Source organism: Streptomyces sp. NBC_01142 (genome assembly GCF_026341125.1).
In the GTDB taxonomy this organism is placed as follows: Bacteria; Actinomycetota; Actinomycetes; order Streptomycetales; family Streptomycetaceae; genus Streptomyces.
On sequence record NZ_JAPEOR010000001.1, the window covers coordinates 1,604,466 to 1,618,849 of the forward strand.

Annotated in this window: 11 protein-coding genes; 8 read left to right on the forward strand and 3 right to left on the reverse strand. The window is 69.0% G+C overall.

Annotated elements, in window-relative coordinates; all coding sequences use genetic code 11:
• Positions 1-93: 93 nt before the first annotated feature.
• Positions 94-4,047, reverse strand: a complete 3,954-nt coding sequence (eccCa, locus tag OG883_RS07525; RefSeq protein WP_266536669.1) for a type VII secretion protein EccCa — start codon at positions 4,045-4,047, stop codon at positions 94-96.
• A 194-nt stretch (positions 4,048-4,241) separates the two neighbouring features.
• Between eccCa and eccD the strand changes: the two genes are divergently transcribed.
• From eccD to OG883_RS07555, 6 genes are all read left to right on the forward strand, one after another.
• The gene (gene eccD / locus OG883_RS07530) at positions 4,242-5,720 is read left to right on the forward strand and encodes a type VII secretion integral membrane protein EccD (protein ID WP_266536671.1); all 1,479 of its coding nucleotides are present in this window, start codon (positions 4,242-4,244) and stop codon (positions 5,718-5,720) included.
• A gap of 181 nt (positions 5,721-5,901) precedes the next feature.
• The gene (gene rpsO, locus OG883_RS07535; RefSeq protein ID WP_093600212.1) at positions 5,902-6,192 is read left to right on the forward strand and encodes a 30S ribosomal protein S15; all 291 of its coding nucleotides are present in this window, start codon (positions 5,902-5,904) and stop codon (positions 6,190-6,192) included.
• Positions 6,193-6,457: 265 nt separating this feature from the next.
• On the forward strand, positions 6,458-8,674 hold the full coding sequence (locus OG883_RS07540; protein WP_266536677.1) for a polyribonucleotide nucleotidyltransferase: 2,217 nt from the start codon (positions 6,458-6,460) through the stop codon (positions 8,672-8,674).
• Positions 8,671-10,050, forward strand: coding sequence for a pitrilysin family protein (locus tag OG883_RS07545; RefSeq protein ID WP_266536678.1), 1,380 nt, complete (start codon positions 8,671-8,673; stop codon positions 10,048-10,050). Before OG883_RS07540 ends, OG883_RS07545 begins: the two co-directional genes overlap by 4 nt.
• 17 nt (positions 10,051-10,067) lie before the next feature.
• Positions 10,068-10,820: a 4-hydroxy-tetrahydrodipicolinate reductase gene (gene dapB / locus OG883_RS07550; RefSeq protein ID WP_266536681.1), complete on the forward strand. Its 753-nt coding sequence runs from the start codon at positions 10,068-10,070 to the stop codon at positions 10,818-10,820.
• A 5-nt stretch (positions 10,821-10,825) separates the two neighbouring features.
• Positions 10,826-11,278, forward strand: a complete 453-nt coding sequence (locus OG883_RS07555) for a hypothetical protein (protein WP_266536683.1) — start codon at positions 10,826-10,828, stop codon at positions 11,276-11,278.
• A 173-nt stretch (positions 11,279-11,451) separates the two neighbouring features.
• Here OG883_RS07555 and OG883_RS07560 read toward each other — a convergent pair whose 3' ends face one another.
• A complete protein-coding gene (locus OG883_RS07560) occupies positions 11,452-12,009 on the reverse strand; it encodes a hypothetical protein (RefSeq protein ID WP_266536686.1) in 558 nt (185 codons plus the stop codon).
• A gap of 94 nt (positions 12,010-12,103) precedes the next feature.
• On the reverse strand, positions 12,104-12,343 hold the full coding sequence (locus OG883_RS07565; protein ID WP_266536688.1) for a hypothetical protein: 240 nt from the start codon (positions 12,341-12,343) through the stop codon (positions 12,104-12,106).
• 176 nt (positions 12,344-12,519) lie between these two features.
• Between OG883_RS07565 and thyX the strand changes: the two genes are divergently transcribed.
• Positions 12,520-13,260, forward strand: a complete 741-nt coding sequence (gene thyX, locus OG883_RS07570) for an FAD-dependent thymidylate synthase (protein ID WP_266536691.1) — start codon at positions 12,520-12,522, stop codon at positions 13,258-13,260.
• A gap of 189 nt (positions 13,261-13,449) precedes the next feature.
• Positions 13,450-14,349 (forward strand): 4-hydroxy-tetrahydrodipicolinate synthase, encoded by a 900-nt coding sequence (gene dapA / locus OG883_RS07575; RefSeq protein ID WP_266536694.1) that lies wholly within the window; start codon positions 13,450-13,452, stop codon positions 14,347-14,349.
• The last annotated feature ends 35 nt before the right edge of the window (positions 14,350-14,384 follow it).

The window sequence follows — 14,384 nt, forward strand, 5'->3', positions numbered from 1 at the left end:
GGTCCTCCCACAGGTATGTCGAACGAGGTGCGTGGCCACACTACTTGGTGCGTTCCGGCGGCCTTGACCGCCGCCGGAACGCATGCTGTCGTGCTACTGCTGCTCCGGCAGCCAGCCCAGCTGCACCAGCGGAGCCCCCCGCTTGCGGGAAGCGAACGTGGCGCGTCCCGGCGGCATCGGACGTGCCCTGACGTTGCCCATGACGTCGCCCTCACTCGGGTCGCCCGAGAGGATCAGGCCCTGCGCGCCCAGCTCCTTGACGCGCTGCATGAACGACTCGTACATCGAACGCGACGCACCTGCCGCGTTGCGCGCGACGATGAAGCGGATACCGACATCACGCGCGAACGGCAGATGCTCCACCAGCGCCGAGAGCGGGTTGCCGGAGCTGGTGGCGACCAGTTCGTAGTCGTCGATGATCACGAACAGCTGGGGGCCCGTCCACCAACTGCGGTCACGCAGCTGCTGCGGGGTGATGTCCGGCTTGGGTGCGCGCCGCTCCATGACCGTGGCGATCGCGTCCATGTGCGTTTCCATGGCCGACGCCATCGGCGCGTACTCCAGCAGATGGGAGGCCGGGACGGCCTCCAGCATCGTGCGGCGGTAGTCACCGACCACGATCCGCGCCTGCTCCGGCGTGTACCGCTCCGAGATCTGCTTGGCGATGAGCCGCAGCAGGTTCGTCTTGCCCGACTCGCTCTCGCCGAAGACCAGGAGGAACGGGTCGGTCTCGAAGTCGATGAACACCGGCTCCAGATTGGTCTCGTCGATGCCGATCGCGACCCCGTGCTGCGGGTACTCGAAGCCCTTGGGCAGCTGGTCGGCAGGCAGCCTGCGCGGCAGCAGACGGATGGTCGGCGCGGCCGGCCCCGCCCAGTTGCCCTTGACCGCCTGGACGAAGGCGGCCGTGCCCTCCGAGAGATCCACGGCGCTGCTGATCGAGTCGATACGCGGCAGAGCGGTCATGAAGTGCAGCCGCTCCGGGACCTGGCCACGGCCCGGCACACCGGCGGGGACGTTCGCGGCGACCTTGCGGTCGAACTCGGAGTCCATGACGTCACCGAGCCGCAGCTCGAGCCGCCCCAGCATCTGGTCCTTGAGCGCCGCACGCACCTCCATGTAGCGGGCGGCGGTGATCACGACATGGATGCCGTAGCCCAGACCGCGCGCCGCGAGATCGGCGACGACCGGCTCCAGCATGTCGTAGTCGTTCTTGAAACCGCCCCATCCGTCGATGATGAGGAAGACATCTCCCCATGCCTCGCCGGGCAGTTCGCCCGCGGCCCGCTTGCGCCGGTAGGTGGCGATGGAGTCGATGCCGTTGGAGCGGAAGAACTCCTCGCGCCGGTTGAGCACGCCCGACACCTCGGCTACCGCACGGCGTACCCGCTCCGGGTCGAGGCGCGAGGCGATACCGCCGACATGCGGCAGGTCGGAGAGCGAGGACAGACCGCCACCACCGAAGTCCAGTGCGTAGAACTGCACTTCGCTGGGGGTGTGGGTGAGCGCGAACGACGAGATCAGCGTACGCATCAGCGTCGACTTGCCGGACTGCGGACCGCCGATGACCATCATGTGGCCGGCCGCGCCGGAGAAGTCCCGGTACAGCACCTCACGGCGCTGCTCGAAGGGCTTGTCTATCAGGCCGAGCGGGACGACGAGACCACCCGGGCGCGTGTACTCGGTCGCGGTCAGACCGCGGTCCGCGGTCGGCGCCAGACCGGGCAGCAACTGGTCCAGGGTGGGCGCCTGGTCCAGCGGCGGCAGCCACACCTGATGCGCGGGCACACCCTGACCCTCCAGGCGGCGCACGATCACATCCAGCACGGTGTCCGCGAGCGCCTCGTCGTCGGAGGCACGTGCGGCCGTCGCGGCCGGATCGGGGGCCGCGTACACGACCGGGACCGGCGTGGCCGTGAAGACCGCGGGCCGCCGTTCGATGGGCAGCTGGCCGGCCGACAGATCCGGACCACCGGTGCGGTACGTACCCGAGACGTACGCCGCCTTGAAGCGGGTCATCTCCTCGGTGCCGAACTTCAGATAGCCGGAACCGGGCACGGAGGGCAGGTGGTAGGCGTCGGGCACACCGATCGCCGTACGCGATTCGGCCGCCGAGAAGGTCCGCAGACCGATCCGGTACGAGAGATACGTGTCCAGGCCGCGCAGCTTGCCCTCCTCCAGGCGCTGCGAGGCGAGCAGCAGATGCACACCCAGCGAACGGCCGATACGGCCGATCTGGATGAACATGTCGATGAAGTCCGGCTTGGCGGTGAGGAGTTCGGAGAACTCGTCGAGGACGAGCACGAGCGAGGCGAGCGGCTCCAGCGGGGCGCCGGCCGCACGTGCCTTCTCGTAGTCGTGGATGTTGGCGTAGTTGCCGGACTTGTGCAGCAGCTCCTGGCGGCGCTGCAGCTCACCCTTGATCGCGTCACCCATGCGGTCGACGAGTGTCAGGTCGTCCGAGAGGTTGGTGATGACGGCCGCGACATGCGGCATCTGCGACATTCCCGCGAAGGTCGCACCACCCTTGAAGTCCGCGAGGACGAAGTTGAGCGTCTCCGAGGAGTGCGTGACCGCAAGGCCCAGCACCAGCGTGCGCAGCAGCTCCGACTTGCCGGAACCGGTCGCGCCGACACACAGACCGTGCGGGCCCATGCCCTCCTGCGCGGCCTCCTTGAGGTCCAGCATCACCGGCTGGCCGTCCTCGCCGACGCCGATCGGCACCCGCAGCCGCTCGGCGACCGACCGCGGCCGCCAGGTCCTGGCCACATCGACAGCGCCCGCGTCGCCCAGGTTCAGCAGATCGGTGAAGTCCAGGTTGGCGAGCAGCGGTTCGTCGTCGTCGCCCCCGCCCATCCGCAGCGGCGCCAGCTGGCGCGCCAGAGCCTCGGCGGCAGGCAGCGAGATCCCGTCGGGCACACCTTCGTACGCCACCCGGGCACCGGACTCCAGCCACAGCCGGCCGGGCCGTACGACCACCGAAAGGCCGCCGCGCGGCTCGTCCAGGTCACCGGAGACCACCTCGACGATGGTGACGCCCTGCAGCCCCTCCGGCGCCGCGAACAGCGAGTCCGGCGGAACCCGCCCGCCGTCCAGTACGACGACGATGTGCGGCTGGTCCATCACCGGCTGGTTCTCCCGGCTGAAGCGCGGCCGGCCGTCCAGCCGGCTGTGCAGCAACTGCTCCAGCTCGGCGAGGTCGTCGCCGAACAGCCGCTTGGTGCCCGCGCCGTCCATCTGGCCCGGCACCTGCGTGTGCGGCAGCCACTTCGTCCAGTCCCAGCGCGCGACCGCGCCGGGCGCCGCCACGACCACCACCATCAGGTCTTCGGGGGAGTGCAGCGTCACCAGTTGGGACACCAGCGCCCGCGCCGCGGAATGTGCCGACTCCTGCTCGCCGGAGACCGTCACGTGGTAGAAGGCGCGCATCGAGACCGCCATCGGCAGCCCGTCCAGCGAACCGTGCACGGCCAGGAACTGCTGCATGGCACCGGCCGACAGCGGCTCCAGCTCGTCCACCGGCGCGGTGTCGGGGGCGACCAGCGGCGTGGCGAGCTGCTGCGCGCCGAGGCCGACGCGTACCTGCCCGAAGTCCTTGTCTCCCACGCGGCGTTCCCAGACCCGCGAGCCCTCTGCCACCACGGACCAGAGCTGCTCGGGGGAGGGGTGCAGATACAACTGCGCGTCGCGCTGCTTGCGCGCGGTCTTGCGCACCGTACGCCGCGTCTGCGCGAGGTATTTGAGGTAGTCGCGCCGGACATCTGCCATTTGCCCCTGCGTACCACGGCGGAATCTGACGACCTGGGCGACGACCATCGCGACGGTCGAAACCAGCATCAGGACACCCATGATGCGCATGAACGGAGGTGCCTGCGGCGAGAAGAAGAAGACTACTGAGGAGCCCATGCCGAGAACCGGCAGGATCTGCATCAGCATGCCCTCCTGCTGACCCCGGGGCAGCTCCGGAGGCGCCTCCAGAGTCAGTGCCTCCGTGGGCACTTCAGGCGGCAGAGACCTCGGCGGGCGTTTCACGACGATCTGGCTCACCGGAGCATCAATCCCTCGATACGGACGGAAGGCGGACGGGCATGTTCCGCACCGACGCCCCCGTGACCGGTTGATCGGCGGGCTCCCCTCCGCGCGACGGTGATCCTACTTGCAGACCCATCACCCGCGTCCCGGTAGGGTGGCGCGCGCACCGTGCGCAACCGCGAATCAGCGCGAATCAGGGGGTCCAGACAGTGAGTACGACCGCAGCGACCGGCTTCTGCCGCGTCACCGTCGTGGCGCCGGACAGCCGTATCGATGTCGCCCTCCCGGAGGACATCGCCGTCGCCGACGTCTACCCGGAGATCCTGCGCCTCACCGGCCAGACCCAGTCTGCGGGCACCCCGACCGGCTACCACCTCGTACGCCGCGACGGCACCGTACTCGACGGCGCCCGCACGCTCTCCGCCCAACAGGTGCTGGACGGCGAGGTGCTGAGCCTGCGTCCGTTCGCCGAGTCATTGCCGCCCGCCGTCTTCGACGACGTCTCCGACGCCGTCGCCTCGGCCGTGGTGCGCGACCGCCACCTGTGGAGCGACGACCTGCTGCGCGGCGCCGGCCTCGTCGGCGGCGTCCTGCTGCTCGTCCTGATGGGCTTCGTGCTCTGGTTCGCCGACCCGGTCCGCCACGACATGCACAGCCTGCCGGGCATCATCGCGGGCGCGGGCGGACTGCTGCTCACCGCCTTCGCCGGCGTACGGGCCCGGGTCTACTCCGACCGGGCCACCGCCGTCGCCCTCGGCCTCGGCGCCCTGCCACTGCTGCTGATCGCGGGCTCCGGGATCGTCGGCGCGGGTGCCGGCGAGGGCCCCGGCCGGCTGCAGTTCCTGCTCGGCTGCGTGGCGGTCCTGGTCGCCTCTGTGGCCCTGGTCGCGCTCACCCCCAGCGGCGACGCCCCCTTCGTCGCGGCCACCTTCCTGGCCGCCACCGGCACCCTGGCGACCTTCGTCGCGATCCTGACCGAGTTCTCGGCCACCGAGACCGCCGCCGTCGTCGCCCCGGTCGCCATCGGCCTCGTCGCCTTCCTGCCCGGCCTCTCCGCCCGCTTCGCCCGGCTGCCCATCGGCTACGCCTCCCCGCGCAGCGCGACCGAGGGCTACGACGACTCCTTCGCCGACCCCAACGAGACGCCCGAGGCCCAGCCCGTCGACGGCGAGCGGATCGCCGCCCAGGCCCGCCGCGGCCACGAGATGCTGCTCGGTCTGGTCGGCGGCTGCGCCGCGGTCGTCGTCGCGTGCGCCGCCGTACTCGGCTTCTCCAGCAGTGTGTGGGGCCAGCTCCTCGCTCTGGCCGCCGGCCTCGCGATGCTGCTGCGCGCCCGTCTCTTCCGCTACACCTCGCAGGTCGCCTGCACCCTGGTGGCGGGTATCGCCGCAATCGCGCTGCTGATCCTCGGTCTCTCCCTGAACCCGCCGGTCGACCTGGTCAAGGACCTGCTGATGTACAACGACCGGGGCGGCCTGGACATCCGTACGATCTGGCTGACCGCGGCCGTCGCCGCCGGCGCCGCCCTGATCACCGCGATCGGCCTGGTCATCCCGAAGAAGGGTCTCTCCCCCTTCTGGGGCCGCCTCCTCGACCTCGCCGAGGGCGCCGTGCTGCTGTCCCTGGTGCCGCTCTGCCTCGCCGTGCTCGACGTCTTCAATGCCGCCCGCTCATTGACAAGCAAGTAAAGAGCGCTCCGACGGGCTGGTACGCTGTGTGACGGCCGTTTGTGTACGCGACCTCCGGAGTTTCCTGAAGGAACTCTGCGGTCTGCGCTCATCGGACCTTCGCCTCCGAGTCACGGAAGCTCCCCTGAGATCAAGACCAGGGGCACTCGTGGGCGCATCGAACATCAAAGAGGAGTACCGAGTGTCTCTCGACGCCGCTACGAAGAAGCAGATCATGACCGAGTTCGGCACCAAGGAGGGCGACACCGGCTCCCCCGAGGTTCAGGTTGCGATGCTCTCCCGCCGCATCTCGGACCTGACCGAGCACCTCAAGACCCACAAGCACGACCACCACTCCCGCCGTGGTCTGCTGATCCTGGTCGGCCAGCGTCGCCGCCTGCTGCAGTACCTGGCCAAGAAGGACATCCAGCGCTTCCGTGCGCTCGTCGACCGCCTGGGCATCCGCCGCGGTGCGGCCGGCGGCGCCAAGTAAGACGTTGTGGAGGGAGCGGTTCCCACTCATAGGGGGCCGCTCCCTTTGCTGTACGTGCGCAACCTGCCGGACGCCAATTAGGCTGGATCGCGCACAGCAGAACTGAACGAGCGAGAAGCCGTCTCCCCGCCGCCGGTCCTCGGTAGTGGCCCCCGGAGAACCACACCCCGGGAGCTTCGATCGAAGACCGGCCCGCAGAACGAGAGCTTCTCCGCCACGTCCTCCGCCACACGGGCGAGGGGACGAAGACGAGGAGAAAACGCTAGTGGAGAACGAGACCCACTACGCCGAGGCCGTTATCGACAACGGTTCCTTCGGCACCCGCACCATCCGCTTCGAGACGGGCCGCCTGGCCAAGCAGGCCGCAGGTTCCGCCGTGGCGTACCTGGACGACGACACCATGGTGCTGTCGGCCACCACCGCTTCCAAGAAGCCCAAGGACCAGCTCGACTTCTTCCCCCTGACGGTGGACGTCGAGGAGCGGATGTACGCAGCCGGAAAGATCCCCGGCTCCTTCTTCCGTCGTGAGGGCCGGCCCTCCGAGGACGCGATCCTCACCTGCCGCCTGATCGACCGCCCGCTGCGCCCCTCCTTCCGCAAGGGCCTGCGCAACGAGATCCAGATCGTCGAGACGATCATGGCGCTCAACCCCGACCACCTGTACGACGTGGTCGCGATCAACGCCGCCTCCTGCTCCACGCAGCTGGCCGGCCTGCCCTTCTCCGGCCCGATCGGCGGCACCCGTGTCGCGCTGATCAAGGGGCAGTGGGTCGCCTTCCCGACGCACACCGAGCTCGAGGACGCCGTCTTCGACATGGTCGTCGCCGGTCGCGTCCTCGAGGACGGCGACGTCGCGATCATGATGGTCGAGGCCGAGGCCACCGAGAAGACCATCCAGCTCGTCAAGGACGGCGCCGAGGCTCCCACCGAGGAGATCGTCGCCGCCGGTCTCGAGGCCGCGAAGCCCTTCATCAAGGCGCTCTGCAAGGCCCAGTCGGACCTCGCCGCCAAGGCCGCCAAGCCGGTCGGCGAGTTCCCGGTCTTCCTCGAGTACCAGGACGACGTCCTGGAGGCGCTCACCGCCGCCGTCAAGGACGAGCTCTCCCAGGCGCTCACCATCGCCGGCAAGCAGGACCGCGAGGCCGAGCTGGACCGCGTCAAGGAGATCGCCGCCGAGAAGCTGCTCCCGCAGTTCGAGGGCCGCGAGAAGGAGATCTCCGCCGCGTACCGCGCGCTGACCAAGAAGCTGGTCCGCGAGCGTGTCATCAAGGACAAGGTCCGCATCGACGGCCGTGGCGTCACGGACATCCGTACGCTCGCCGCCGAGGTCGAGGCCATCCCGCGCGTGCACGGCTCGGCGCTGTTCGAGCGTGGCGAGACCCAGATCCTGGGCGTCACCACCCTGAACATGCTCCGTATGGAGCAGCAGCTGGACACCCTCTCCCCGGTGACCCGCAAGCGCTACATGCACAACTACAACTTCCCGCCGTACTCCGTCGGTGAGACCGGCCGCGTCGGTTCGCCGAAGCGCCGCGAGATCGGCCACGGAGCGCTCGCCGAGCGCGCCATCGTGCCGGTGCTGCCGACGCGCGAGGAGTTCCCGTACGCCATCCGCCAGGTCTCCGAGGCGCTGGGCTCCAACGGCTCGACGTCCATGGGCTCGGTCTGCGCCTCCACCATGTCGCTGCTGAACGCCGGTGTGCCGCTCAAGGCCCCCGTCGCCGGTATCGCCATGGGTCTGATCTCCGAGGAGATCGACGGCAAGACCCACTACGTCGCCCTCACCGACATCCTCGGTGCGGAGGACGCCTTCGGTGACATGGACTTCAAGGTCGCCGGTACCAAGACCTTCGTCACCGCGCTCCAGCTCGACACCAAGCTCGACGGCATCCCCGCCTCGGTCCTGGCCGCCGCGCTGAAGCAGGCCCGCGACGCCCGCCTCCACATCCTCGATGTGATGAACGAGGCCATCGACGTCCCGGACGAGATGTCCCCGAACGCCCCCCGGATCATCACCGTCAAGATCCCGGTGGACAAGATCGGTGAGGTCATCGGCCCCAAGGGCAAGATGATCAACCAGATCCAGGAGGACACCGGCGCCGACATCACGATCGAGGACGACGGCACCATCTACATCGGTGCCGCCCAGGGCTCGCAGGCCGAGGCCGCCCGCGCCACGATCAACAGCATCGCCAACCCGACCATGCCGGAGGTCGGCGAGCGCTACCTGGGTACGGTCGTCAAGACCACCACCTTCGGTGCGTTCGTGTCCCTGCTCCCGGGCAAGGACGGCCTGCTGCACATCTCGCAGATCCGCAAGCTCGCCGGTGGCAAGCGCGTGGAGAACGTCGAGGACGTGCTCGCGATCGGCTCCAAGGTCCAGGTCGAGATCGCCGAGATCGACTCCCGCGGCAAGCTCTCCCTCATGCCCGTCATCGAGGGTGAAGAGGCCGAAGACAAGAAGGACGACACCGACAAGTGACGTCGCGTAGTTCCAGGACGACGGCCCGCACCTCTTCGGAGGCGCGGGCCGTCGCCCGTACCCAAACGCTTCTCAAGGGCAAGAACGGCATCGGCACGGTCCGCCGTACCACGCTCCCAGGCGGCCTGCGTGTCGTCACCGAGACCCTGCCCTCCGTACGCTCCGCCACCTTCGGGATCTGGGCGAACGTCGGCTCCCGCGACGAGACGCCGTCCCTCGGCGGCGCCACGCACTACCTCGAGCACCTCCTCTTCAAGGGCACACACAAGCGCTCCGCCCTCGACATCTCCTCGGCGATCGACGCGGTCGGCGGCGAGATGAACGCCTTCACGACGAAGGAGTACACCTGCTACTACGCACGGGTGCTCGACACCGACCTGCCGCTCGCCATCGACGTGGTCTGCGACATGCTCACCGGCTCGCTGATCCTTCAGGAGGACGTCGACGCCGAGCGCGGCGTCATCCTTGAGGAGATCGCGATGACCGAGGACGACCCGGGCGACTGCGTGCACGATCTCTTCGCGCACACCATGTTCGGCGACACCCCGCTCGGCCGCCCGGTCCTCGGCACCGTCGACACCGTCAACGCGCTCACCGCGGACCGCGTCCGCCGCTTCTACAAGAAGCACTACGACCCCACGCACCTGGTGGTCACCGCCGCGGGCAATGTCGACCACGCCGCGGTCGTACGCCAGGTCCGCAGTGCCTTCGAGAAGGCAGGCGCGCTGTCCCGTACGGACGCGGTCCCCACCCCTCCCCGCGACGGTCGCCGCTCCCTGCGCACGGCGGGCCGCGTCGAGCTGCTGAACCGCAAGACCGAGCAGGCCCATGTGGTTCTCGGCATGCCGGGCCTGGCCCGCACGGACGAGCGCCGCTGGGCGCTGAACGTACTGAACACGGCCCTCGGCGGCGGCATGTCCTCGCGCCTCTTCCAAGAGGTACGGGAGAAGCGTGGACTCGCCTACAGCGTGTACTCGTACACCTCGGGCTTCGCCGACTGCGGCCTCTTCGGCGTCTACGCCGGATGCCGTCCCAGCCAGGTCCACGACGTCCTGAAGATCTGCCGCGGCGAGCTCGACCGAGTCGCCTCCGACGGTCTGTCGGACGAGGAGATCGGGCGCGCCGTCGGCCAGCTCTCCGGCACCGGGGTGCTGGGTCTCGAGGACACGGGATCGCTGATGCACGGTATCGGCAAGAGCGAGCTGTGCTGGGGCGAGCACATGTCGGTCGACGACTTGCTGACGCGGATCGCCGCCGTCACCCCCGACGAGGTACGCGCGGTGGCCGCCGAGGTCCTCGGACAGCGCCCGTCGCTGTCGGTGATCGGTCCGCTCAAGGACAAGCAGGCGGACCGCCTGCACGAAGCGGTCTCCTAACCGTAAGGAAAAGAGCAATGAGCAAGCTGCGTGTGGCCGTTCTCGGCGCCAACGGCCGTATCGGCTCGGAAGCGGTACGAGCCGTCGAGGCCGCCGACGACCTGGAAATGGTCGCGGCACTGGGCCGGGGCGACAGGCTGGAAGCCCTGGTGGAGTCCGGCGCACAGGTCGTGGTCGAACTGACCACCCCCGCCTCGGTGATGGACAATCTCGACTTCTGCGTACGCCACGGTATTCACGCGGTCGTCGGCACCACCGGCTGGACCGACGAACGGCTCGCGCAGCTGCACACCTCGCTCGCCGCATCCCCGCAGACCGGTGTGCTCATCGCGCCGAACTTCTCCATCGGCGCGGTCCTCACCATGAAGTTCGCGCAGCAGGCCGCGCGTTACTTCGAGTCCGTCGAGGTCGTCGAGCTGCACCACCCGAACAAGGCCGACGCCCCCAGCGGCACCGCCACCCGCACCGCCCAGCTGATCGCGGCGGCCCGCGCCGAGGCGGGCTGCGCCCCGCAGCCCGACGCGACCGTCACCGCGATGGACGGTGCCCGCGGCGCCGACGTCGACGGGGTTCCCGTTCACGCCATCCGGCTGCGCGGCCTCCTCGCCCACCAGGAAGTCCTGCTCGGAGGTGAGGGCGAGACCCTCACCATCCGTCATGACTCGCTGCACCACAGCAGCTTCATGCCGGGCATCCTGCTGGGCGTGCGGCGTGTGGTGTCCGCTCCAGGCCTTACCTTCGGCCTGGAACACTTCCTGGACCTGGGCTGACGGCCATGGGCGGAAAGATCACGTACTTCTTCCTCGCCACCGTGCTGGTCCTCGTCTTCGGTGTGGTGGCGATGGAGGGTGTGCTGCTCATGCTGACCGGTGAGCCGGCCGCCATGGGGATGGGCGCGGTGGCCTTCCTGCTGCCGTGCGTCGGCGCCTGGTTCCTCTGGCACAACACGCGCTTCGCACGCAATGCCCAGCGGCTGGCGCGCGAGCTGGAGGCCGAAGGCGGCCTGCCGGTCGACGAGTCGAGGCGCACGCCCGGCGGACGCATCGACCGTGACTCGGCCGACAAGGTCTTCGCCGAGCGCCGCGCCGAGACCGAGGATTCACCGGACGACTGGCGCTGCTGGTTCCGCCTCGCGGTCGCCTACCACGACGCCCGCGACACCCCGCGCGCCCGCAAGGCCATGCAGCGCGCGATCGCGCTGCACGACGGCAGGCCCGTCCCCGCCTGAGGAGTGTCGGGGAAGGAGCGCCGTCCGCCCGCAGGGCGGGCCCTGCGGCGTCCGGTGCGTGCAGTCGCACGGCGCAGGACCGCCCTCGTACGGGACGTACGTGGGTGACTCCGGCAAGATCGCGAGTGTAGGTGCCATGCGGCGCGGGGCAGGCGGGACTTCCCCCAGACGCCCTAGACCAGCCGGTACTCGGAGCCCCAGGCCTCTACGGTGTCGGCTGCCCGGTTGAAGGCCTCGGCCCGCGACAGGAAGTCCGCGTTGTGATCGGTGAGCAGGGGCAGCGGCTCGTCCCCCTGTCGTACGAGGACGAGCGCCTGCCCCTGCACCGTGCGCGGCAGTCCGAGCCAGCGCACCGGCTGCTGCACGGTGCGCACCCCGGACGCGTTGTTCCACGGCACCGTGGCCGTCGACAGGAAGGCCACGCGCCGCACTCCGTGCCGGCTGACCCAGACGCCCATACGCAGCAGCCGCAGCGCGGCGCCGATCAGCAGCAGCCCCACACCCAGGCACACTCCCGCGCCCGGCAGAGCACCGGCGAACGCGATGATCATCGCCGCGAGGAGCACGAACGAGGCGAGCAGCAACTGCAGGGCCGCCGCGGCGACCCGCCACGGGCCCGGCCGGTACGGACGGCGCCAGTGGTCGTGATCGTCGAAGGGCAGCGCGACATCGTCGGCGTTCTCGGCGTTTGTGCCAAATGCACGGTCGGCCATCAGGAAGGGCAGGGGCACGACTGATCCTCACTCACCAGCACATTCGATTGGGCTGTGCCCGGTGAGGCTACCGAGGCGGTCACTGCCCGACCACCCCAGGGGGCCGTACGAGTCAGCGGCTGTGGGAGGCCTCGGACTGCTGTGTATGCCCCGCCGCCGGTCCGGACTCCAGCGCGGGGAGCCCGAACAGCAATGAGCCGACCAGTCCACACACGACGGTCAGCCCGACCAGGGTACGGCTCGCGAGCTGCGACGTGCTGGGACGTTCACGGGGCGGGGGAGTGACGTTACTGCGGAAGCGGTCGGCCTCGGCGACGAATGCGAACGGAACGGCCTCTCGCCGGCGGAACATCAGGGGACTCTCCTTGGATCTTGTGACTGGATGCTGCTACTGGTATAGACGCGCTCAGTCGCCATTTGGTGCCCTCATTCCCCGAATTGACCAAGGCAAGGGGGGCGAGTGCCTTCCGGGTCCGTTCCGTCGTTAAGGTGGGCGCCGCCCAAGCGTTCAACCGGAAGGACCCCGTGGTGCCCGACACCCCCGCCGAGACCGCTGCACCCAGCTTCCGTAGCGATGTCACCGTCGAACTGGTGAAGCACACCGCCGGCGACTCCGATGTCCTGTGGGCCGCCCGGGTCTCCACGGCAGGCGAGCAGTCCCTCGAAGAGCTCTCCAAGGACCCGGAGCGCTCCAAGGGGCTCATCAACTACCTGATGCGGGATCGGCACGGCAGCCCCTTCGAGCACAACTCCATGACCTTCTTCATCAGTGCCCCGATCTTCGTCTTCCGCGAGTTCATGCGGCACCGCGTGGGCTGGTCGTACAACGAGGAGTCCGGCCGCTACAGGGAGCTGCAGCCGGTCTTCTACGTTCCTGGCGGGGAGCGCAAACTGGTCCAGGAGGGCCGCCCCGGCAAGTACGTCTTCGCCGACGGCACTCCGGAGCAACAGAAGATTGTTACCGAGGCGATGGAGCACTCGTACGTCCAGGCGTACGAGGCGTACCAGGAGATGCTGGCCGCGGGCGTCGCCCGCGAGGTGGCCCGCGCCGTCCTCCCGGTGGGGCTCTACTCCTCCATGTACGCGACCTGCAACGCACGCTCGCTGATGCACTTCCTCGGCCTGCGCACCCAGCACGAACTGGCGAAGGCCCCGTCCTTCCCGCAGCGCGAGATCGAAATGGTCGGCGAGAAGATGGAAGAGCAGTGGGCGAAGCTCATGCCGCTCACCTACGCCGCCTTCAATGACAACGGCCGTATCGCTCCGTAGGGCACAGATGTACGGCCTGCTCGACGAAGTGTCCGGATTGCGGCGTTTCGAGAAGTTCATCTAGGCTGATCAAACGGACCCGGCACTGCTTGAACCCCCGAGCAGGCAGTGCCGGGCTCCTCTTGCCACGTTGTACGTCACGTCCCCCGAGGGGACACTGCGTGCTGAGCAGCGAGTAGCGTGTTACCCATGGCTCCGATCTCCACTCCGCAGACCCCCTTCGGGCGGGTCCTCACCGCTATGGTCACGCCCTTCACGGCGGACGGCGCACTCGACCTCGCCGGCGCCCAGCGGCTGGCTGCCCACCTGGTGGACGCAGGCAACGACGGCCTGATCATCAATGGCACCACCGGTGAGTCGCCGACCACCAGCGACGCGGAGAAAGACCAGCTCGTACGGGCCGTACTGGAAGCGGTCGGAGACCGGGCCCATGTGGTCGCCGGAATCGGCACCAACGACACCCGCCACAGCATCGACCTCGCCCGCACGGCCGAACGCTCCGGCGCACACGGCCTGCTCGCCGTGACGCCGTACTACAACAAGCCCCCGCAGGAGGGCCTGTTCCGTCACTTCACGGCGATCGCCGACTCGACCGAGCTGCCCGTGATGCTCTACGACATCCCCGGCCGCAGCGGCGTCCCGATCGACACCGAGACGCTCGTACGCCTCGCCGACCACCCCCGTATCGTTGCCAACAAGGACGCCAAGGGCGACCTCGGCCGCGCCAGCTGGGCCATCGCCCGCAGCGGACTGGCCTGGTACTCCGGCGACGACATGCTCAACCTGCCGCTGCTCTCGGTCGGCGCAATCGGCTTCGTCTCCGTCGTAGGCCATGTCGTCACCCCGGAACTCCGCGCCCTGATCGACGCCCATCTCAGCGGTGACGTCCAGAAGGCCACCGAGATCCACCAGCAGCTGCTCCCGGTCTTCACCGGCATGTTCCGTACGCAGGGCGTCATCACCACCAAGGCGGCGCTGACCCTCCAGGGCCTCCCGGCCGGCCCCCTCCGGCTCCCCCTGGTCGAGCTGTCCCAGGAGGAGACCGCCCAGCTCAAGATCGACCTCGCTGCCGGTGGGGTACAGCTCTAAACACAGACTTCACAACTGAATACGCGAAGAAAACC

What these genes read in the sequence shown, in the direction of transcription:
- dapA (WP_266536694.1), top strand. Translation starts at nt 13,450, where the DNA reads ATGGCTCCGATCTCCACTCCGCAGACCCCCTTCGGGCGGGTCCTCACC.
- OG883_RS07555 (WP_266536683.1), top strand. Translation starts at nt 10,826, where the DNA reads ATGGGCGGAAAGATCACGTACTTCTTCCTCGCCACCGTGCTGGTCCTC.
- OG883_RS07565 (WP_266536688.1), bottom strand. Translation starts at nt 12,343, where the DNA reads ATGTTCCGCCGGCGAGAGGCCGTTCCGTTCGCATTCGTCGCCGAGGCC.
- dapB (WP_266536681.1), top strand. Translation starts at nt 10,068, where the DNA reads ATGAGCAAGCTGCGTGTGGCCGTTCTCGGCGCCAACGGCCGTATCGGC.